The organism is Streptomyces sp. NPDC093544, assembly GCF_040683495.1.
Taxonomy (GTDB): Bacteria; Actinomycetota; Actinomycetes; order Streptomycetales; family Streptomycetaceae; genus Streptomyces.
In genome coordinates this window covers 14,161-32,709 of sequence record NZ_JBFBEA010000041.1, presented here as the reverse complement: position 1 = coordinate 32,709, position 18,549 = coordinate 14,161, and the positions used below count along the sequence as shown (strand labels likewise).

Here is an 18,549-nt window from a genome sequence, read left to right as displayed (position 1 = left end):
CCCTCGCAGGAGCGCAGTGACCCACAACCGCCGCGCAGCCGCGGTCCGCCGCGTACCCAGGGCTTTCGCCCTGCTCGCCGCAGTACCGCTGCTCGCACTGACGGGCTGCGGTGACACGGGCGATCTGCGCGGGGCGGGCAGGACACCCACCGCCGTGGGCCCTTCCCGGCTGTGGCCCACGCTGGCGCCCGCCACGACGCCCGCGCTCGACTACGGCGAGGCGGACACCGAGGTCGTCAAGGGCATCGAGGCCGTGCACGACGACATCCACGAGGTGAACCCGGTCGCGGTGCTCAAGGCGCAGGTCGCCGCCCACCCGGACGAGTACACCGGCCGGACGGCGATGTACGCGGAGACCGCCGAGCGGCTCGGCGACTGCGGCAGCTCATCAAGCGCGCGGAACAGGGACTGCCCGGTCCTCCAGGCGTACTACCGTGACCTCACCGGCGACGGGAAGGACGACCTGGTCCTTGGCTTCACGCTGCCCGAGGACCAGTTGACCGTGCGGGTCTACACCTTCGAGAAGCACCGGCTGGTCCAGGTCATGAACACCACGGACTCCGTGATCGGCGTCGAGTTCGCGGGCCGCGAGCTGATCGTCCGGGCCGCGTCCACCCTGCCCGGTTACGAGTACCGCACGGTCTGGTCCTGGGACACGCACCAGCATGCGATGCTGGCGACGCGCGACGAGATCCTGCGGGTCGGCGCCTCCACCCCGGCCCTCACGCCCAGTGCCCGTCCGAGCACCTCGCCGAGCGCCTCCCCGAGTGCCTCATGAAACGCCCCTTCCCACACCCCCTCCAGCGCCTCCCCCAGTGGACGGCCACCCTCACCTGGAAGGCCGCCGCCTTCATCACGGTGATGTGCTGCGGACTCGCCGCCCTCCTCGGCATCCTCGTGCACGTCTCGGTGACCGACCAGACCGTCGGCGAGGCACGCGGCCGTGCGCTCGACCGGCTCACCGAGGTGACGACGGCGTACGAGGCGGGAGACCGGCTTCCGCCTGGTGCGGGAGTCGGTCTCCCGGGGCTGCCGGAGCAGTTGCGCGAGCTGGCGGCGGACGGACGGCGCGGCACGATGGTCAGCGACGACCAGAACCGGCGCCCCACGATGTGGGCGGCCGGGCCGGCCGACGGAGGGCGGGCGCTCGCCGTCAAGTTCGACTACTCGCAGGGCGCCCACGCCATCGAGGCGCTCGACCGCGCGATCATCTGGTCTTCGGCGCTGGCGATCGGGGCGACGCTGCTGGTGGGAGCGTTCGCGGTGACCCGGGTGACCCGGCGGCTGCACGCGACGGCGCGGGTCGCGCGGCGGATCAGCGCGGGCGACCTGGACGCGCGCGTCAACGATCCCCGTACCGTCGTAGACCCTCGTACCGTCGTCGACCCTCACGCCGCCTCAGACCCTCGTGACGTCGTGGACCCTCACGCCGCCTCAGACCTTCCTACCGTCAACGGCCCTCGGGACACGACCGGCCGCCCCCGCCCCCTCCCCCGCACCGCCGCCACCGGCCGCCGTACGGGCACAGCCCCGCATACGCGGGCCCCCGCCCGGCGTCAGGACGAGGTGGCCGCCGTCGCCGCGGCCCTGGACTCCATGGCGTCGTCGTTGCAGGGCAAGCTGCTGAGCGAGCAGCGGTTCACGGCGGATGTGGCGCACGAGCTGCGCACCCCGTTGACCGGGCTGCACGCGGCGGCCGAACTGCTGCCGCCGGGGCGCCCCACCGAGCTGGTCCGCGACCGGGTCGCCGCGTTGCGCACGCTCACCGAGGACCTGCTGGAGATCTCCCGCCTCGACGCGCGGAGCGAGCGTCTCGACCTGGCCTGGGAGCCGCTGGTTCCGCTGGCCGAGCGGGTGGTGCGGGCGTCGGGGGCCGTGACCGAGGTACGGGTCGTACGGGACACACGCGTGGAGACCGACCGGCGCCGGCTGGAGCGGGTGCTCGGGAACCTGGTGGCCAACGCGCACAAGCACGGGCGGGGGCCCGTGGTGCTGACGGTCGACGGCCCGGTCGTCACCGTGCGCGACCACGGCGACGGCTACCCGGACTACCTCGTGGAGCACGGGCCACAGCGGTTCCGTACGGAGGGCGGCTCGAAGGGGCATGGGCTCGGGCTGACGATCGCGCTCGGCCAGGCGGAGGTGCTGGGCGCGCGGCTGGCGTTCGCCAACGTTTCCGACGGCGGGGCGGTGGCAACCCTGACGCTCCCTCAGGACTTTCAGGCCCCTCGGGCCCCGTAGGCTCCCCAGGACTCTCAGATCCCATAGGCCTCTCAGGCCTCTCCGTCTCCTCGGCCCCTGCGGTCCCCTCACTCCGATGGCCCCGAAGAGGCGCCCCGAAAGCTGTGAGGGCTCTGCTCTCCCCGAAGCTCCGATGGCGCAGTGTGACCTGCGCGCACCCCGACTCGCTCCTAATGTGGCGATTAGTCAGGTTCGCACCATTCACGGAGGAGTCCCCATGTCCCCCAAGCCTCTGCGGTCGACGTACACCCGTCTCGCCATAACTCTCGCCGCCGGCAGCCTCATCACGCTCGCCGGCGCCACCCCCGCCCTCGCCGACGACGAGTGGGACCCCGGGAGCGGCGACAGCCGCGAGTGGGACAACGGGGACTCCGGAAGGGGTGACGGCGACGGCCAGGACTGGGAGGACGGCGGCAGGGACGACGACGGCCGCGACTGGGAGAACGGCCGGGACGACGGCCGCGACAACAACCCCCGCCGCTACAAGGGCCGCATCAGCGCCCGCGGCGGGCTGGCCCTGCGCACCGCCCCGAACCGTGGCGCCCGGGTGCTGCGTGTCGCGCGGTACGGCGAGGTCGTGCACATCTTCTGCAAGACCTCGGGCCAGTCCGTCGACGGCAACCGCCTCTGGTACCAACTCACCGACGGCACCTGGGCGTGGGGCGCCGCGCGCTACATCGACAACATCGGCCCGGCTCCGCGCTGGTGCTGAGCCGGCACCAAGCACACCGGGAACGCAAGGCGCGTAAGGAACACCGAAACAGCCCGTTTATCACTACATAACGGGACATCAGGATCGCCGCTTGCTACGTTCCGGACATGATCCAGCCCGGAATGTCCGGAACGACCGTGGCAGCGGACCTGCCCGCCCCCGCTGTACGCCTGCCCCGGCGCCGTGGCATCGAGTTCACCCTCATCGTCGTCGCCGTCCTGCTCTGCGTGTACGGCTACTGCGCTGTCGGTCTCGCGAAGACCGGCACCGTCCCGCCCGGCGCCGCCGGTTACGGCGCCGGGCTCGGCGTGCTCGCACTCCTCGCACACTTCGCGGTGCGCTTCCGGGCGCCGTACGCCGATCCGCTGCTGCTGCCCATCGCCGTACTCCTCAACGGCCTCGGCCTGGTGCTGATCTACCGCCTCGACCTGGAGAGCCCGCGCGACCAGGCGGCCCCCACCCAGCTCATCTGGTCGACGCTCGGTGTCGCGCTCTTCACCGCGGTCGTGCTCTTCCTGCGCGACCACCGCGTCCTGCAGCGCTACACGTACGTCTCCGTCGTCGCCGCACTCGTCCTGCTGATCCTGCCGGTCTTCTTCCCGGCCGTGAACGGCGCCCGTATCTGGATCCGGATCGCCGGATTCTCCATCCAGCCGGGCGAGTTCGCGAAGGTGCTGCTCGCGCTCTTCTTCGCCGGCTATCTCGCCGCCAACCGCAACGCGCTCGCGTACACCGGCCGCCAGATCTGGCGGTTCAAGCGGCTCCAGCTCCCCACCGGCCGCGTCCTCGGCCCGATCGTCGCGATCTGGCTGCTGAGTGTCGGCGTGCTGGTCCTTGAACGGGACCTGGGGACGTCACTCCTCTTCTTCGGCCTGTTCGTGATCCTGCTGTACGTCGCCACCGGCCGTACCGGGTGGATCGCGGTGGGCCTGCTGCTCGCCTGCGTGGGCGCGGTGGCCGTCGGCTGGCTCGAACCGCACGTCCACAGCCGGGTGCAGGACTGGCTGCACCCCTTCGCCTCGATCGAGGCGGGCGAAGGCCCCAACCAGCTCGCCCAGTCCCTCTTCGCGTTCGCCGCCGGCGGGATGCTCGGCACAGGGCTCGGGCTCGGCCACTCCATCCTCATCGGCTTCGCCGCCAAGTCCGACTTCATCCTCGCGACGGCGGGCGAGGAACTGGGCCTGATCGGCCTTTCCGCGATCTTCTTGCTGTACGCCCTTCTCGTAGAGCGCGGCTACCGGGCCGGCCTCTCCCTGCGCGACCCCTTCGGACGGCTCCTCGCCATCGGGCTCGCGTCGATCGTGGCCCTCCAGGTCTTCGTCATCGCGGGCGGGGTGACCGGGCTCATCCCGCTCACCGGCATGGCGATGCCCTTCCTCGCGCAGGGCGGCTCCTCGGTCGTCACCAACTGGATCATCGTGGCGCTGCTGATCCGGATCAGTGATTCGGCACGGGGCCAGTACGACGGGACGGGGGCGCCGTGAATCGTCGGGTGCGTCTTGTGGAGGTCGTTGCGTTGTGACGCGCTACATCCGTAGAGCCGCCGCCCTGTGTGCGGTGCTGCTGGTGGCTCTCCTTGTCAACGCCACCCGGGTCCAGGTCTTCCAGGCCCGGTCCTACGACGACAATCCCGCCAACCGCCGTCAGCCGATCGCCCGTTACGGTCAGCCGCGCGGCGACGTGCTGGTCGGCGGCAGGGCCGTCACCGGCTCCAAGGACAGCGGCGAGCAGCTCCGCTATGAGCGGACGTACAAGAACGGGCCGTTGTACGCGCCCGTCACCGGCTTCGCCTCGCAGGTGTACGGGACCGCGCTCCTGGAGGGTGCCGAGGACGGCATCCTCTCCGGCAGCGACCCGCTGCTCGCCCCGTTCCCCCTCTGGAACGACTTCACGCGCTCCCAGAACCCCGGCGGCAAGGTCGTCACCACCCTCGACCCGGCCGCGCAGCTGGCGGCGTACGAGGGTCTCGGCTCGCGGCGGGGCGCGGTGGCCGCGATCGAGCCGTCCACCGGGAAGATCCTCGCGCTGGTCTCGACACCGTCGTACGACCCCGAGGTGCTGTCCGGGACGGGCCCGGCGGTGGCGGAGGCCTGGGCGCGGCTCAACGGGGACGCGAGCAAGCCGATGCTCAACCGGGCGATCCGGCAGACGTATCCGCCGGGGTCGACGTTCAAGGTGGTGACGGCCGCGGCGGCGCTCGACGCGGGTGTCGTGAGGGATGTCGACATGCCGACCGACTCACCGAACCCGTACACGCTGCCCGGTACGACGACCACGCTCACGAACGAGATCGAGGGCTGCGAGAACGCTTCGCTGCGGTATGCCTTCGAGTGGTCCTGCAACACCGTCTTCGCGAAACTGGGCGTGGATGTGGGACTGGAGAACATGACGCACACCGCGGCGAACTTCGGCTTCAACGACCGGAAGTTGAGGATTCCGTTCGCCGTCGCGCCGAGCAACTTCGATACGCGGTTGGACAGCGCTCAACTGGCGTTGTCCTCGATCGGGCAGTTCGACACCCGGGCGACGCCCCTTCAGATGGCGATGATCTCGGCGGCCGTGGCGGGGGGTGGGTCCGTCAAGTCGCCCTATCTCGTGGAGAAGACGACGACTCGGAGCGGGGCCACGGTGTCCACCACCGGGCCCAGGACACTGCATCAGGCGATGAATCCCTCCACCGCGCTGCGGATGCGTGAGCTGATGACCGATGTGGTGACAGAGGGCACCGGCACGAACGCCGCCATCCCCGGTGCCACCGTCGGCGGCAAGACCGGCACCGCCCAGCACGGCATCGGCAACGCCGGTACGCCGTATGCCTGGTTCATCTCCTGGGCCGAGGCCGACGACTCCATGGGGGCCTCGGTGGCCGTCGCGGTCGTCGTCGAGGACGCGGCGGCGGAGCGGGGAGAGATCAGTGGGGGTGGGGATGCGGCGCCGATCGCCAAGGCGGTGATGGAGGCGGCGCTTGGGTTGTGAACGGCCGGTGGTGTGCTTGGCCTGTGAGCGGCCGGTGGGTTGCTCAGATCGTGAACGGCCGGTGGGGTGGTCGGCTTGTGAGCGGTCGGTGGTGTGTTCAGATCGTGAGAAGGGGGGTGTGGTGCGCTTGCGGGCCGACCTATCGTTCGGTTCATGACTGATGTCGCGTACGAACTCGCCCAGGTCAACATCGCACGCCTCAAAGCCCCTTTGGATTCACCTCAGTTGAAAGACTTCGTCGAGGGCCTCGATCCCGTGAACGCCGCCGCCGACGCGGCGGACGGGTTCGTCTGGCGGTTGCAGAGCGACTCCGGTAACGCGACAGACGTGGCCGTCTTCGGCGACGAGTGGCTGATCCTCAACATGTCGACCTGGCGGGACGCGAACGCCCTGACCGCGTTCATGTATCAGGGACAGCATCGTGAGCTGCTCGCTCGGCGCCGTGACTGGTTCGAGCGGCTGGAGGAGGCCATGGTGGCTCTGTGGTGGGTTCCGGCCGGTCACCGGCCCACAGTGGCGGAGGCCGAGGAACGGATCCTTCACCTGCGCGAGCAGGGACCTACGTCGTACGCGTTCAGCTTGCGGACGTCGTTCCCTGCCGGGCCTGCCGGGCCTGTCTAGGCACCTCCGGGTACGGCCTCCTGGCGTTGCGGCCAGGCTGCGAAGGCGACGGGGGCGTCGGCCGGCTTGCTTCGACAGGCTTGGTGTCCTGTCACTACATACAGGGCTGTATTGCCGATTTCTCGGTGGCATAGGGGTGAATCGGTACCGCGTGTGCGATGCGGCCAGGTCTGGGCGCCCGACGGGCCGCCAAGAATGCGGTGACCGCCCATCGGGGCGGCAGGCCAGACGACCGCTCAACGCAAGGCAGGCCCGATGAAGTTGACCTACCGTTTCGCAGCCGTGTGTGTTCTCACGCTCGGACCCTTCGGACTCGGCGGGCAGGCGGTGGCCGCCCCGCACGACGCGGGCGGCCCCGTGTCCACCTTCTGCAACAATCCCGTCAACCTGAGTCTCGTCGCCTCGCCCGGCGGCAGTGGGCTCCTCGGGGAGGTCCTCGGGAGCCTGGGGCTCGGTGGCGCGGGCGGAGAGTCCGGAGCCGGCGGCTCGGGAACCAGCACTCCTTCTGAGGACGGCACCGCTACGGGTGGCGAGGGCGGTACGGCCACCACGTCCAGCGACCAGGAGGCGAACAACAACCGGTGCGGCAAGAGCGTGGACATCGACCAGTCCCGCTCCGGCGACGACCAGAGCGCCAGCAGCACCCAGCAGGTCACCGACAGCATTCGTCGCGGATAGAGCTGAATTCCTCGCGCGCCGGGTGAGCCTCGGTCCACTCCGCGCGCGATGACGTACCCAGGCCGGCTCATGGTGAAGGTCCCTGCCACGGGTCGGCCTTGTCCTGTCTCGGTACAGACCTCCGGGCTGCCTCCGCCCCGCACTCCGGGAGCACTGGGTCATCCGCGGTAGACGTGTCGTCAACAAGTCGAGTGAGAGGTATTGACGGGCTTGCTGACACGCAGTCTCATAAGATGCGACCGCCGGTAACTCATGGAGCTCCGGTACGACTTGGATGTGGATGGGGACAGCGATGACCGTGACCGAAGGCGGAATCGATGGTCTGCGCGACGCGCTCGGTCTGCTCAAGGACCGGGAGCAGGTGGCCGAGCGGCTGCTCGACTCCTCCGCCAAGCACTCCTTCGACCCGGACAAGGAGCTGGACTGGGACGCGCCGTTCGAGGACGGCAAGTGGTTCTGGCCGCCGGAGCTGGTTTCGTTGTACGACACCCCGCTGTGGCGGCGGATGAGCGAGGAGCAGCGGATCGCCCTGTCCCGGCATGAGGCTGCGGCGCTGGCGTCGCTGGGGATCTGGTTCGAGATCATCCTGATGCAGTTGTTGGTGCGGCACATATACGACAAGGCGGCTACCAGCGCGCATGTGCGGTACGCGCTGACCGAGATCGAGGACGAGTGCCGGCACTCGAAGATGTTCGCTCGGCTGATCACTCGGGGTGGGACGCCGTACTACCCGGTGAGCCGTCTGCACTCGAATCTTGGACGCCTGTTCAAGACCATTTCCACTACTCCGGGGTCCTTCACCGCGACGCTGCTCGGTGAGGAGATCCTTGACTGGATGCAGCGGTTGACCTTTCCGGACGAGCGGGTGCAGACGCTCGTCCGAGGGGTTACTCGCATCCATGTCGTCGAGGAGGCGCGGCATGTGCGGTACGCCCGGGAGGAGCTGCGGCGGCAGATGGTGACGGCGCCTCGCTGGTCGCAGGAGTTCACCCGGGTGACCTCGGGTGAGTTCGCCCGCGTCTTCTCCGTCGCGTTCGTCAATCCCTCGGTCTATACGAATGTCGGGCTCGACAAGCGTGAGGCTCTGGCCCAGGTGAAGGCGAGTGGGCATCGGCGGGATGTGATGCAGGGCGGGGCCAAGCGGTTGACGGAGTTCCTGGATGACATCGGGGTGCTGCGGGGGGCTGGGCGGCGGCTGTGGAAGGCGTCGGGGCTGCTGGCCTGAGGGGCGGCCCGGCCACGGAGGCGCGGGCCCGTGTCGCTCGCGGGCCTCGTGGGTGGGTCGGGGCCGCGCCGGAAGCTTCACCGCAGTGGTCTGACGTGCGTCCAGCGCCGGACCGGGCGCCAGGCACGGCCGCCGCGACCGGAGCGCGGCTGCGGTGAAGATGGAACGGTGAAGATGGAACACTGCGGTGATGGACGGTGATGGGCTGCGGCTGAGCGGCGTCGCGCAAGCCGAGGCTCGAATGAAGAGCGCCGACGGCTTTCTGGAGATGCTTGAGCGCAGCGGCCTGCCGCCGCTGCGCGGCGACCGGCACACGGGCGAGGACTTCCGCGCCGAAGTGGTGAGCCGCGACCTCGGCCCCTTGCGCCTGACCGAGCTGGTGACCCCGGAGGGCGAGTGCTTCCGCGACGCCCGCTCCGCACGTGACCGCGACAGCGAGCTGTGGCAGGTCGAGGTGGTGACACGAGGACAGGTACGCGCCGAGCAGGGCGGCAGCACCGCCGTGCTGGGACCCATGGACCTGGTCCTCATCGACCCGGCACGGCCGGTGCGGTTCGCCAGTTCCGCGACCACCCACGTGACCATGCTGATGCCGCGACACCTGCTGCGCCTCGGCGCGGACGACGCGGCGCGGCTGGTCGGCGTGGGGATTCGTGGCGACCGGGGCCCCGGAGCTCTGGTGTCCTCGCTCGTACGGGACATGATGCGGACCCTGGACGGGTTCCGCGCCCACGAAGCGGACCGGTCGGCGGCTGCGGTGATCGAACTGATCGCGGTGACGCTGGCGTCTCGCCTGGGTGACGTCCGCCCGGTCGACGACGACGTACTCCGCACGAGAGTCATCGGCTTCATCGAGGCGAGACTGTCCGACCGGGATCTCAGCCCGGCCAAGGTGGCCGCGGCACACCATGTGTCGGTGCGCCGGCTGCACAAGCTCTTCCAGGACCAGCCCCTGACCGTGGCTGCCCTGATCCGCCGACGGCGCCTGGAGCGGTGCTACGCGGATCTGGTCCGGAGGAACACCACGGTCGCCGCGGTGGCCGCCTCGTGGGGTTTCGCGGACCCGGCGCACTTCAGTCGTCTGTTCAAGGCCACCTACGGACACAGCCCGCGGGCACGCGTGTCCAACGACGGTGCACTGATCGTCAATGACCACGTCGTCGGACCGGGCAAGGATGGTGGTTGAAAAGACGAAAAGCGGAAAGGGCCCTGAAAATGAATCCTTCGCTCGGCACTCTGCGTGCTGTCCCTGCCCGAATGATCGAGGGGTGGAACCGTGGTGACGCGGCCGCGTTCGCCGCGGACTTCGCGCAGGACGCCGAACTCATTGATTTCGACGGCACTGTCCACAAGGGACGTGACACGGTGATCGCATTTCAGCAGCCGGTCTTCGACACGGTACTGAAGGGCTCCCGGCTCGTGCGGAGCGAGGTGGAGTTCACCCGGCTCGTCGCGCCGGGCTGCGCCGTGATACACCACCGCTTCGGCATGACGATGGCCGGCGAAGAGGAACCCCCGCCGACCCGTTACTTCCTGCAGCTGTTCGCGACGGTCTGGCAGAACGACCGCTGGGAGATCGCGACGCTGCAGAACGCACGCCTGGTCTCGCTGGAGTCCGCCATGTCCCTGGACGCACAGGCGACATCGGGTTCGGCGTAGCTGACCGCGGCCGTTGCGGGCGCGGGGGCTTGTGTGTGGTGGTCCGGTTAGGCTGCCTGGCATGACCTCTGCGGCTCCTACCCCCGCTTACCGTCGGCTCGGTGTCGAGGAGCGGCGTAGTCAGCTGCTTGAGGCGGCGTTGTCGCTCTTTGCTCAGCGGGCGCCCGAGGAGGTGTCGCTCGATGATGTGGCGGAGGCGGCGGGGGTGTCGCGACCGCTCGTGTACCGGTATTTTCCGGGCGGGAAGCAGCAGTTGTACGAGGCTGCGCTGAGGTCTGCGGCGGAGGAGCTGGAGCACTGTTTCGCGGAGCCTCCGGAGGGGGCGCTGACGGAGCGGCTTTCCCGGGCCCTTGACCGGTATCTCGCGTTCGTGGATCAGCATGACGCCGGGTTCAGTGCCCTGTTGCAGGGCGGGAGTGTCGTGGAGACGTCTCGGACCACGGCCATCGTGGACGGGGTTCGGCGGGCCGCCGCCCAGCACATTCTTGATCATCTGGCGGTGCGGGATCCGGGACTGAAGCTGCGGATGACCGTACGGATGTGGATCACCGCCGTGGAGGCCGCCTCCCTCATCTGGCTCGACGAGGGGAAGGAACCGCCGCTGGACGAGTTGCGGGACTGGCTTGTCGAGCAGTTCGTGGTGGCGGTCGTGGCCACTGCCGGGCGGGATCCGCAGACCGCGGGGGTGGTGAGGGCCGCGCTCGCCGTCGAGACGGGGGACGGGGTCGTGGGCTCGTTGGCGCGGCGGGTGCTTCCCGTGATCGGCGATGCCGCGCGGCTGCTGTGACAGTTGTTTTTGTGACACTGGTGCAGTGAAGAGCGAAGACACTCCCTTTGTCGGTGGGCCGCTGGACGGGCGAGTGCTGCCTGTGCTGCTCGGGGCCACCGGACATCCGCCCAAGGTCTATCGGGTTCCCGTTCCGGACGCCGGCGGTGGGCCACCCACCGTGCTCGTCTATCGGAGGGTGCAGGCGGGGCAGAGCAGGCGGCTCGGGTTGCATCAAGGGTGGCGGTACGAGTACGACCCCGACGGGAGGGCGGGGCGCGGGGTCAGGTGGCCCTGGTCCAAATCCGGCGGCACGCCGGACGCCACGCCGGGTGTCAACGCCGACGAGTGACCTTCTTCGGCCGAACCGACCACCCGGCGCGCGCCCGGGACGCGCGCGCCCGATTCTTCCGGTGAGAGGTGGACGGACCACCCCCGCACCGGAGGTGATGACGTGTCAGCAAGGCTTCTGCGTCTGGTCTGTACGACGGCCGCGACGGCGGTGACCGCCGGGGCACTGGTGGCGTTCTCGCCGGCCGCTCCCGTTCCCGCGCCCTCGGAGCCCGGTTCACGGTCCGTCGCCGAGTTGCTGACGGACCTTCAGCGGCTGTACCGGGACGCCGAACGCGCCACCGAGACGTACAACGCGACCGAGGAGAAACTGAAGAAGAAGCGAGCCGAGGTCGTCCGGCTGGACGAGAACCTGGCCAAGGCCCGCCTCTCGCTGCACGACAGCCGTGGCGCCGCGGGGCGGCTCGCCCGGCAGCAGTACCAGGGCAGGACCGAGATCTCCTCGTACGTACGGCTCCTGCTCGCCCGCGATCCGCAGCACGCGCTCGACCAGGGACATGTGATCCGGCAGCTCTCGCTGGAGCGGGCCGAGACGGTGGAGCGGGTGGTGGGGAACGAGAAGCGGATGGGTGGGCTCGCGCGGGAGGCTCGCAAGGCGCTGGACGGTCAGCTCACCCTTGCCGAGCGGCAGAAGAAGGCACGGGACGATGTGCGCGGGCGGCTGAAGGATGTCGAGGAACTGCTTGCCTCGCTGACCGTCGATCAGCTCACTGAGCTGGCCGAGTTCGAGAAGTCGGGGGAAGCCGCGGCGCAGAAGAAGTTCATGGCCTCGGGTGCGCTCAGCAGCAGTGCTCGGCGGCCCTCTCGGGAGGGTGAGGAGGCCCTGCGGTACGCCGTGGAGCAGATCGGCAAGCCGTATGAATGGGGTGCGGAGGGGCCCACTTCGTACGACTGTTCGGGGCTCACCTCACAGGCCTGGGAGCGTGCCGGGCGACCCATCCCCCGGACCAGCCAGGAACAGTGGGCCCAGCTGCCGCACATCCCGCTGAGCGACCTGCGGCCGGGGGATCTGGTGATCTACTTCCCCGAGGCCACCCATGTCGCCCTCTACCTGGGCGACGGAGTCGTGGTGCAGGCGCCCCGGCCCGGGACGAAGATCAAAGTCTCCCCCATTGCCGCCAATCCGCTGCTGGGGGCTGTCCGTCCCGACCCCGGTGGGAAGCCTCTACGGCAGTACACCCCGCCAAAGCTCCCTCAGGGGGCCATGGAGGGTTCAGACACCGGCTACAGCGCCCCGTAAAGCCAGGGACGCCCCTTTTAGGGGCGCGGGGAACTGCGCGACCAGCAACAACCCACCCGCACCCGCACCCGCACCCGCACCCGCACCCGCACCCGCACCCGGGGTGAATGCCTCAGGCCCCCGCCACCGAAGCCAAGTACGCGTTCGTCTTCTCGGGCTCGAAGAAGAAGTTCTCGAAGTCGGCGGGGTCATTGAACCCGTTCACGAACCGGTCCGCGACAGGCGGCAACGCACCTGCGGCTCCGAGGAGGTTCAGAACGTGCTCCGGCGGAGGGCCCAGCATCGCGTTCGTCCACTTCGTCACGTGCTGAGCCGTGTCCCAGTACCGGTCGAACGTCGCACGCATCCAGGTCTCGTCGAACTCCTTCTCCCCGTGCTCGACGATCGAGGCGAGGTAGGCCGCGGCGCACTTGGAGGCGGAGTTGGAACCCTGCCCGGTGATCGGGTCGTTGGCGACGACGACGTCTGCGACACCCAGGACCAGACCGCCACCGGGGAGGCGGCCGATCGGGTTGCGGACGGTCGGGGTGTAGCGGCCCGACAACGTGCCCTGCGCGTCGGTCAGTTCGACCTTGGTGGCCCGCGCGTGCTCCCAGGGCGTGAACCGCTCCATGAGTTCCAGGGTCAGGGAGAGGTGTTCGTCCGGGTCCTTGACGCCCTGGAAGACGTCCAGCGGGCCGCCGGGTATGCCCTCCCAGAAGAGGATGTCGGCGCGGCCCGAGGTGGTGAGGGTCGGCATGATGAAGAGTTCACCGACGCCGGGGACCAGGTTGCAGCGGACCGCGTCGTAGTCCGGGTGCTCCGGGCGCGGGCCCAGGCCGTGGACGTACGACACCGCGAGCGCCCGCTGCGGCTCCGTGTACGGGGAACGGGAGGCGTCCCGGCCGAACATGGCCACCAGCTCGCCCTTGCCCGCGGACACCATCACCAGGTCGTACGTACGGGCGAAGTAGTCGAGGTCGGAGACCGCCGCGCCGTGGATGACGAGCTGGCCGCCGCGCTGCGCGAACGTCTCCATCCAGCCGGCCATCTTCACCCGCTGGTCCACCGACTGCGCGTACCCGTCGAGCTTGCCCACCCAGTCGATCGCACGCTGCGAGGGACCCGGGTCGAAGGAGCCGGGGGCCGCCACCGAGACGCCGAGCCCTTCGATCTTCGGGGCCTGGGACTCCCAGAAGTTCAGCTGGAGATCGCGCTCGTGCTGGAGTGCCGTGTCGAACATGCACTGCGTCGACATGACACGGCCGGTGCGGATCTCGTCCGCCGTCCGGTTCGACATCAGGGTGACCTCGTACCCGTGCGACTGGAGGCCGAGGGCGAGCTGGAGTCCGGACTGGCCGGCTCCGACGACGAGTATCTTCCGCATGCGGGTGGTGTCTCCTACGGCTTGGGCGACCTGTTTCGGGGCTGAGCGTCCCCGAGTCGGGGCTGAGCTCCCTGTTCGGGACTGAGCTTCGCTATTCGGGGGTGACTGCGAGCGCGTGGCCGACCAGGGCCAGCAGGGTCTCGACGGCCGAGATCCGGCGGCGCGCGTCCATGATCATGACAGGTATGTGCGGGGGGATCGTGAGGGCCTCGCGCACGTCCTCGGGCTCATACCGCTCGCTGCCGTCGAAGTGGTTGACCGCGACGACGTACGGCAGTCCGCAGCTCTCGAAGTAGTCGAGCGCCGGGAAGCAGTCGGTGAGGCGGCGGGTGTCGGCGAGGACGACCGCGCCGATCGCGCCGCGCACCAGGTCGTCCCACATGAACCAGAACCGCTGCTGGCCCGGCGTGCCGAAGAGGTACAGGACCAGGTCGTCGTCGAGCGTGATGCGGCCGAAGTCCATGGCCACGGTCGTGGTCAGCTTCTCGGGCGTCGCGCTGAGGTCGTCGGTGTCCTCGCTGGCCTGGGTCATCAGCGCCTCCGTCTGGAGAGGCGTGATCTCGGAGACCGCGGTGACGAGCGTGGTCTTGCCCACGCCGAAACCGCCCGCCACCACGATCTTCGTCGCGATCGGGGCGCGGGTGCGGTCGGTCTGCCAGGCCTTGAGGTTCTCGTCGGCCTCGGGGAGCGGCGACGGCACCGGATCAGGATCGGCAACTGCGTTGGGGAAGGCGGTTCTTGGCGCGCCCTCAGAGACGACGGAGTCCACTCAGCACCCTTTCCAGCAGAGCGCGGTCCGGCTGTCCCGTGCCGTGCCCGGTTCCGTACACACGGATCTTTCCCTGGTCCGCCAGGTCGCTCAGAAGCACCCGGACCACACCGAGCGGCATCCTGAGAAGGGCGGCGACCTCGGCCACCGTTCGCATCCGGCGGCAGAGTTCGACGATGGCCCGCATCTCGGGCATCACCCGGGTCTCCAGCGAGCCGTTGGTCAACTCCCGGCGTTCCTCCGGGGCTTCGATCGCCGCGACGAACGTCTCCACGAGCAGGACGTGACCGAAGCGGGTACGGCCGCCGGTGAGCGAGTACGGGCGTACGCGGGCGGGTTTGCGGTCGCCGCCGCGGACGGGGAGCTTGGGTGTACTGCTACTGCTCATCGGGCGCTCCCCGTCGACTCGATCTCCGGTTCGGGCTCAGGCTCCGGCTGGGTCTCCGACTCGGTCTCCAGGGACTTTCTGAGTTCGATGCGGAGTTCGGGGGTCAGCACATGGCCTGCGCGGCCCACGAAGAGCGCCATGTGGTACGCCACCACGCTCATGTCGCAGTCCGGGGAGCCGTGCACACCCAGCAGCGAGCCGTCGCTGATCGACATGACGAAGAGGCTGCCCTCGTCCATCGCGACCATCGTCTGTTTGACGGCGCCGCCGTCCATCAGCTTGGCGGCGCCGATGGTGAGGCTGCCGATGCCGGAGACGATGGTGGCCAGGTCGGCGGCGGACCCCTTGGGGCCCGTGCGGCGCGCTTCTCTCGCCTCCCGCGCCTCCTCGTTCCTCCCGGGGTCGGAGGAGATCAGCAGCAGTCCGTCGGAGGAGACGACCGCGACCGAGAGAAGGCCGGGCACCTCCTCGACGAGGTTCGTCAACAGCCAGTGCAGGTTACGGGCTTCACTGCTCAGGCCGAAGGTACTGGGCGCGGTCAACTGCTTGCCTCCTCGACTGTGCCCCCCGATGGTTCTACGTCCTGTGCGTGCGGCCCCGCGGCATGTGCGGGCGCGGTCTGGTCCGCGATCTCCGCCTCCACCTCGCGACGGCCTTCCTGCGCCCCGCGATGGAAGCCACCGAGCCTGCGGCGCAGCGCCTCGGCGTCCACACCGCCCGCGCGTGGCCTCGGGGCCGCCGCCGGCGCTGTGATCTTCGGCGTCCGCTTGGGCAGACCCTTGTCGGTGACCCGCTCGGGCTCGTCCACATCCGCGACCCGCTCGTGGGCGTCGGGGCCGATCGCGTACGGGTCGTCAGTGGGGGCGGTGTGGGTGGTGGGGGTGGTTGTGCGCTGGGTGGGGAGAGTTGCGGCGGCTGTTTCGGCCGGGGGTGCCACGGGCTCGGGGGCTGCCGGGGGTACCGGGGCCAGGAGCTCCATCGTGGTCTCGGGCGTCGGCTCGGGCTCCTCGGCCGCCGGGGGCTCCTCCGGCGCCGGAGTGTCCTCGGCGGCAGCTTCCCTCGCCGTCCGCTCCGCCGCCGCGATCAGCGGGTCCTCGTCCGCGGCCGGGATCTGCGCCGTGAGCGCCGAACGGCCGTACAGGACATTGGAGTTGGCCTCGGCGTCCGCTCCGGGGAGGGTGCGGGCGGGGGCGCCGGCGGTGACCGGCGCGGAGGACGGTACAGCTGTGGAGGGGGCGGCGGCCAGGAGGCTCTTCGGGAGTACGGCGACGGCCGCGATGCCGCCCTGCTTCTGCTCGCGCAGCTGCACGCGTACACCGTGCCGGTGGGCGAGCCGGGCCACCACGTACAGGCCGAGCCCGAGTCCCTCGCCGCCCTCCTGGTCGTACGCGTCCTCGGGATCGAACTCCGCGAGCCGGGTGTTGAGCAGGCTCATCCGCTCGGTGGTCATGCCGATGCCCTCGTCCTGCACGGAGAGCATCACCTCACCGTTCTCCAGGAGCCAGCCGGAGACCTCCACGGCCATGTCGGGCGGCGAGAACGACGCCGCGTTCTCCAGGAGTTCGGCCACGAGGTGCGAGATGTCGTCCGCGGCGAAACCGGCCAGGTGCGCGTGCGGCGGCAGCGTGGCGATGCGGACACGCTCGTACCGCTCGATCTCGCTGACCGCGGCGCGTACGACGTCGACGAGCGGGACGGGGCCGGCGTGCTGCTGGCCGTGGTCGGCGCCCGCGAGGACGAGCAGGTTCTCGCTGTGGCGCCGCATGACCGTCGCGAAGTGGTCCAGCTTGAAGAGGGTGGAGAGGCGGTCGGGGTCCTGCTCGCGCTCCTCCAGGCCCTCGATGATGCCGAGTTGGCGCTCGACGAGGCCGAGGGTGCGCAGCGCCAGGTTGACGAAGGTGCCGTGGATGCTGCCGCGCACCTGCTCCAGGTGGGCCGCGGACTCGGCGAGTTCGGTGCGGAGCTTGTCGCGTTCGTCGGCCATCAGCTGGCGCTGGCCGATGAGGTGCTTGCGGTCGCCTTCGAGGGTGGTGATCCGCTCGTGGAGCGCGGCGGCGTGTGCGTGCAGCGCGTTCACCGAGCGGACGACCTGGGCGAACTCGTCGTTGCGGCCGGTGAACTTGACCGGCTCCTGCGCGCCCGGGTCGGCGGCGAGGCGGGCCGAGCCGCGTCGCAGGACGGACAGCGGACGGGTGAGGCTACGGGCCGAGGCCATCGAGACGCCGACCGCGACGAGCACCAGCGCGCCGATGACCGCGACGCGGATCTCAAGGGCGGTGACGTCGTCGTCCCGCAGCGCTTCGAGATCCTTGATGCGGCGGCTGTTGAGGGATGCCTCGGCGCCGCGCATCAGCTCGACGCGGGCGGAGAGCGCCGCGTCCAGCTTCTCGGTGCTGGTGTCGAGTTCGGCGTCGGAGAGCGTCGGCTGGTCGGTGAGGCCCGTGAGGTACTTGTCGGCGTCGGTGACATCGGGCCCGGTGACCGTGGAGTCGTACGAGGTCTTGTCGGTCTTGGGCGCCGTCTCGCGGAACTCGGCGAGGGCCGCGTCCGAGCGGAGGCGGGCCTGCTGGGCGGCGGCGCTGAGCGCGTCACGCTGCTTGGTGTCGGCTTTCGACGAGACGCTGGTGGTGGTCGTCAGGCCCGTGTACGGGTCGGTGGTGGTCTCGGTGGTGCGCGGGATGCTGAGGGCCGCGAGGAGCAGTCCACGGGCGGCGGCGGACTGCTGGACGGCGGAGTCCAGCTCGGCGAGGGAGTGCGCGCCGGAGCCCGCGCGGGGTGGCACCTGCTCGGCCAGGTCCTCGGCGAGGGCGTGGAGTTCGGTGATGGCGCCGGAGTACGACTGGTGGGCTTCGAGCGCGGTGCTCGTGCCGGTGAGCGCCGCTCGGCGCAGCGAGGCGATGGCGTCGAGGTCCGTGAGGAGGGCCGCGGGGGCGTCCTCGTCCGCCCGCAACTCCTCTACCTGCCGGTCGACCCGGGCGCCGCGCTGCTCCGAGGGCGCCTTGTCCTTCGGCCTGCCCGCGGCGATGTACGAGGTGACCTCGTCGCGCTCGTCGGCCAGCGAGTGCGCGAGGGTCAGCGCCTGCTGGGTGCGCTGCGCGAGCGTCACCAGGTTCTGGGAGTCGTTCAGTTGACCCGAGGCGGTCAGGATCGTGGGGGCCCCGGCGCCGACGATGGCGGCCGCGACGACCGCAACGGCGACGATCAGCCGGTTGCGTACGTGGGCCGTTCGACCCCTGCCCGCCGAGTCGGCGGCGGCGCCACCGGCGCCCTCCGTGGAGGCCGTCTGCTTGCCTGTGCGCCTCGGCCGCGTCTTCTGCACCGGTGCTCGCATTCCTGACTCGTGTACCCAAGTGCCCGGGTGACGTTCCGTCAACTGGGCCGTTCGCCCTCCCCCAAGCTTTTCGACTTCGCTCAAGCAGGGGGCGCCCTCACCGGTTCCCGACCCTCCCAGTGCCGGTGGACAGTGGTCCCGCATCATCAGGCCCGCCACCCGAAGGAGTGAACATCGGACGGGAGTTGACGGGCAAGTTCTTCTGACCGGTTCGGTCCGCCTGTGC

The 18,549-nt window shown here is 70.0% G+C and carries 18 protein-coding genes; 13 read left to right on the top strand and 5 right to left on the bottom strand.

Translation table 11 applies throughout. From position 1 onward, the window contains the following. Positions 1-16 precede the first annotated feature (16 nt). The 13 genes from AB0N66_RS38975 (at position 17) to AB0N66_RS38915 (ending at position 12,469) form a co-directional block, all read left to right on the top strand. The gene (locus tag AB0N66_RS38975) at positions 17-778 is read left to right on the top strand and encodes a hypothetical protein (protein ID WP_365444468.1); all 762 of its coding nucleotides are present in this window, start codon (positions 17-19) and stop codon (positions 776-778) included. Then, complete coding sequence (locus AB0N66_RS38970; RefSeq protein ID WP_365444465.1) at positions 775-2,241, top strand: HAMP domain-containing sensor histidine kinase; 1,467 nt, start codon at positions 775-777, stop codon at positions 2,239-2,241. The genes AB0N66_RS38975 and AB0N66_RS38970 overlap by 4 nt, the downstream gene beginning before the upstream one ends. Positions 2,242-2,458: 217 nt before the next feature. Then, positions 2,459-2,953, top strand: a complete 495-nt coding sequence (locus tag AB0N66_RS38965) for an SH3 domain-containing protein (protein ID WP_365444462.1) — start codon at positions 2,459-2,461, stop codon at positions 2,951-2,953. A 107-nt stretch (positions 2,954-3,060) separates the two neighbouring features. After that, positions 3,061-4,437: an FtsW/RodA/SpoVE family cell cycle protein gene (locus AB0N66_RS38960; RefSeq protein WP_365444459.1), complete on the top strand. Its 1,377-nt coding sequence runs from the start codon at positions 3,061-3,063 to the stop codon at positions 4,435-4,437. Positions 4,438-4,471: 34 nt separating this feature from the next. Beyond that, a complete protein-coding gene (locus AB0N66_RS38955; RefSeq protein WP_365444456.1) occupies positions 4,472-5,929 on the top strand; it encodes a penicillin-binding transpeptidase domain-containing protein in 1,458 nt (485 codons plus the stop codon). A 153-nt stretch (positions 5,930-6,082) separates the two neighbouring features. Then, positions 6,083-6,550, top strand: a complete 468-nt coding sequence (locus AB0N66_RS38950) for a DUF3291 domain-containing protein (RefSeq protein ID WP_365444453.1) — start codon at positions 6,083-6,085, stop codon at positions 6,548-6,550. Positions 6,551-6,805: 255 nt separating this feature from the next. Then, entirely contained in the window at positions 6,806-7,228 is a 423-nt protein-coding gene (locus AB0N66_RS38945; RefSeq protein WP_365444450.1) for a hypothetical protein, read from the top strand. Between the two features lie 292 nt (positions 7,229-7,520). After that, positions 7,521-8,453: a diiron oxygenase gene (locus AB0N66_RS38940; protein ID WP_365444447.1), complete on the top strand. Its 933-nt coding sequence runs from the start codon at positions 7,521-7,523 to the stop codon at positions 8,451-8,453. 190 nt (positions 8,454-8,643) lie between these two features. Next, positions 8,644-9,639: a helix-turn-helix domain-containing protein gene (locus AB0N66_RS38935; protein ID WP_365444444.1), complete on the top strand. Its 996-nt coding sequence runs from the start codon at positions 8,644-8,646 to the stop codon at positions 9,637-9,639. A gap of 29 nt (positions 9,640-9,668) precedes the next feature. Further along, a complete protein-coding gene (locus tag AB0N66_RS38930) occupies positions 9,669-10,112 on the top strand; it encodes an SgcJ/EcaC family oxidoreductase (RefSeq protein WP_365444441.1) in 444 nt (147 codons plus the stop codon). Positions 10,113-10,173: 61 nt separating this feature from the next. Beyond that, positions 10,174-10,899, top strand: coding sequence for a TetR/AcrR family transcriptional regulator (locus AB0N66_RS38925; protein WP_365444438.1), 726 nt, complete (start codon positions 10,174-10,176; stop codon positions 10,897-10,899). Between the two features lie 25 nt (positions 10,900-10,924). Further along, positions 10,925-11,230, top strand: coding sequence for a hypothetical protein (locus AB0N66_RS38920; RefSeq protein ID WP_365444435.1), 306 nt, complete (start codon positions 10,925-10,927; stop codon positions 11,228-11,230). A gap of 102 nt (positions 11,231-11,332) precedes the next feature. Further along, positions 11,333-12,469 carry an NlpC/P60 family protein gene (locus AB0N66_RS38915; RefSeq protein ID WP_365444432.1) on the top strand — a complete coding sequence of 379 codons (1,137 nt, stop codon included), beginning with the start codon at positions 11,333-11,335 and terminating at the stop codon, positions 12,467-12,469. 112 nt (positions 12,470-12,581) lie between these two features. Here the strand turns inward: AB0N66_RS38915 and AB0N66_RS38910 are convergent, their stop codons facing one another. The 5 genes from AB0N66_RS38910 to AB0N66_RS38890 form a co-directional block, all read right to left on the bottom strand. Next, on the bottom strand, positions 12,582-13,835 hold the full coding sequence (locus AB0N66_RS38910; protein ID WP_365444429.1) for a styrene monooxygenase/indole monooxygenase family protein: 1,254 nt from the start codon (positions 13,833-13,835) through the stop codon (positions 12,582-12,584). Between the two features lie 91 nt (positions 13,836-13,926). Beyond that, entirely contained in the window at positions 13,927-14,535 is a 609-nt protein-coding gene (locus AB0N66_RS38905) for an ATP/GTP-binding protein (RefSeq protein WP_365444426.1), read from the bottom strand. A 49-nt stretch (positions 14,536-14,584) separates the two neighbouring features. Then, on the bottom strand, positions 14,585-14,992 hold the full coding sequence (locus AB0N66_RS38900; RefSeq protein ID WP_365444423.1) for a DUF742 domain-containing protein: 408 nt from the start codon (positions 14,990-14,992) through the stop codon (positions 14,585-14,587). Beyond that, positions 14,989-15,534 (bottom strand): roadblock/LC7 domain-containing protein, encoded by a 546-nt coding sequence (locus tag AB0N66_RS38895; protein WP_365444420.1) that lies wholly within the window; start codon positions 15,532-15,534, stop codon positions 14,989-14,991. Before AB0N66_RS38895 ends, AB0N66_RS38900 begins: the two co-directional genes overlap by 4 nt. Continuing rightward, a complete protein-coding gene (locus AB0N66_RS38890; protein WP_365444417.1) occupies positions 15,531-18,311 on the bottom strand; it encodes a nitrate- and nitrite sensing domain-containing protein in 2,781 nt (926 codons plus the stop codon). Before AB0N66_RS38890 ends, AB0N66_RS38895 begins: the two co-directional genes overlap by 4 nt. Positions 18,312-18,549: the final 238 nt, after the last annotated feature.

Bases quoted from the DNA above. Each gene is read 5' to 3' on its own strand.
- AB0N66_RS38960 (WP_365444459.1), top strand. From the start codon at position 3,061: ATGATCCAGCCCGGAATGTCCGGAACGACCGTGGCAGCGGACCTGCCC.
- AB0N66_RS38965 (WP_365444462.1), top strand. From the start codon at position 2,459: ATGTCCCCCAAGCCTCTGCGGTCGACGTACACCCGTCTCGCCATAACT.
- AB0N66_RS38970 (WP_365444465.1), top strand. From the start codon at position 775: ATGAAACGCCCCTTCCCACACCCCCTCCAGCGCCTCCCCCAGTGGACG.
- AB0N66_RS38935 (WP_365444444.1), top strand. From the start codon at position 8,644: ATGGACGGTGATGGGCTGCGGCTGAGCGGCGTCGCGCAAGCCGAGGCT.
- AB0N66_RS38950 (WP_365444453.1), top strand. From the start codon at position 6,083: ATGACTGATGTCGCGTACGAACTCGCCCAGGTCAACATCGCACGCCTC.
- AB0N66_RS38925 (WP_365444438.1), top strand. From the start codon at position 10,174: ATGACCTCTGCGGCTCCTACCCCCGCTTACCGTCGGCTCGGTGTCGAG.
- AB0N66_RS38945 (WP_365444450.1), top strand. From the start codon at position 6,806: ATGAAGTTGACCTACCGTTTCGCAGCCGTGTGTGTTCTCACGCTCGGA.
- AB0N66_RS38930 (WP_365444441.1), top strand. From the start codon at position 9,669: ATGAATCCTTCGCTCGGCACTCTGCGTGCTGTCCCTGCCCGAATGATC.
- AB0N66_RS38940 (WP_365444447.1), top strand. From the start codon at position 7,521: ATGACCGTGACCGAAGGCGGAATCGATGGTCTGCGCGACGCGCTCGGT.
- AB0N66_RS38900 (WP_365444423.1), bottom strand. From the start codon at position 14,992: ATGAGCAGTAGCAGTACACCCAAGCTCCCCGTCCGCGGCGGCGACCGC.
- AB0N66_RS38910 (WP_365444429.1), bottom strand. From the start codon at position 13,835: ATGCGGAAGATACTCGTCGTCGGAGCCGGCCAGTCCGGACTCCAGCTC.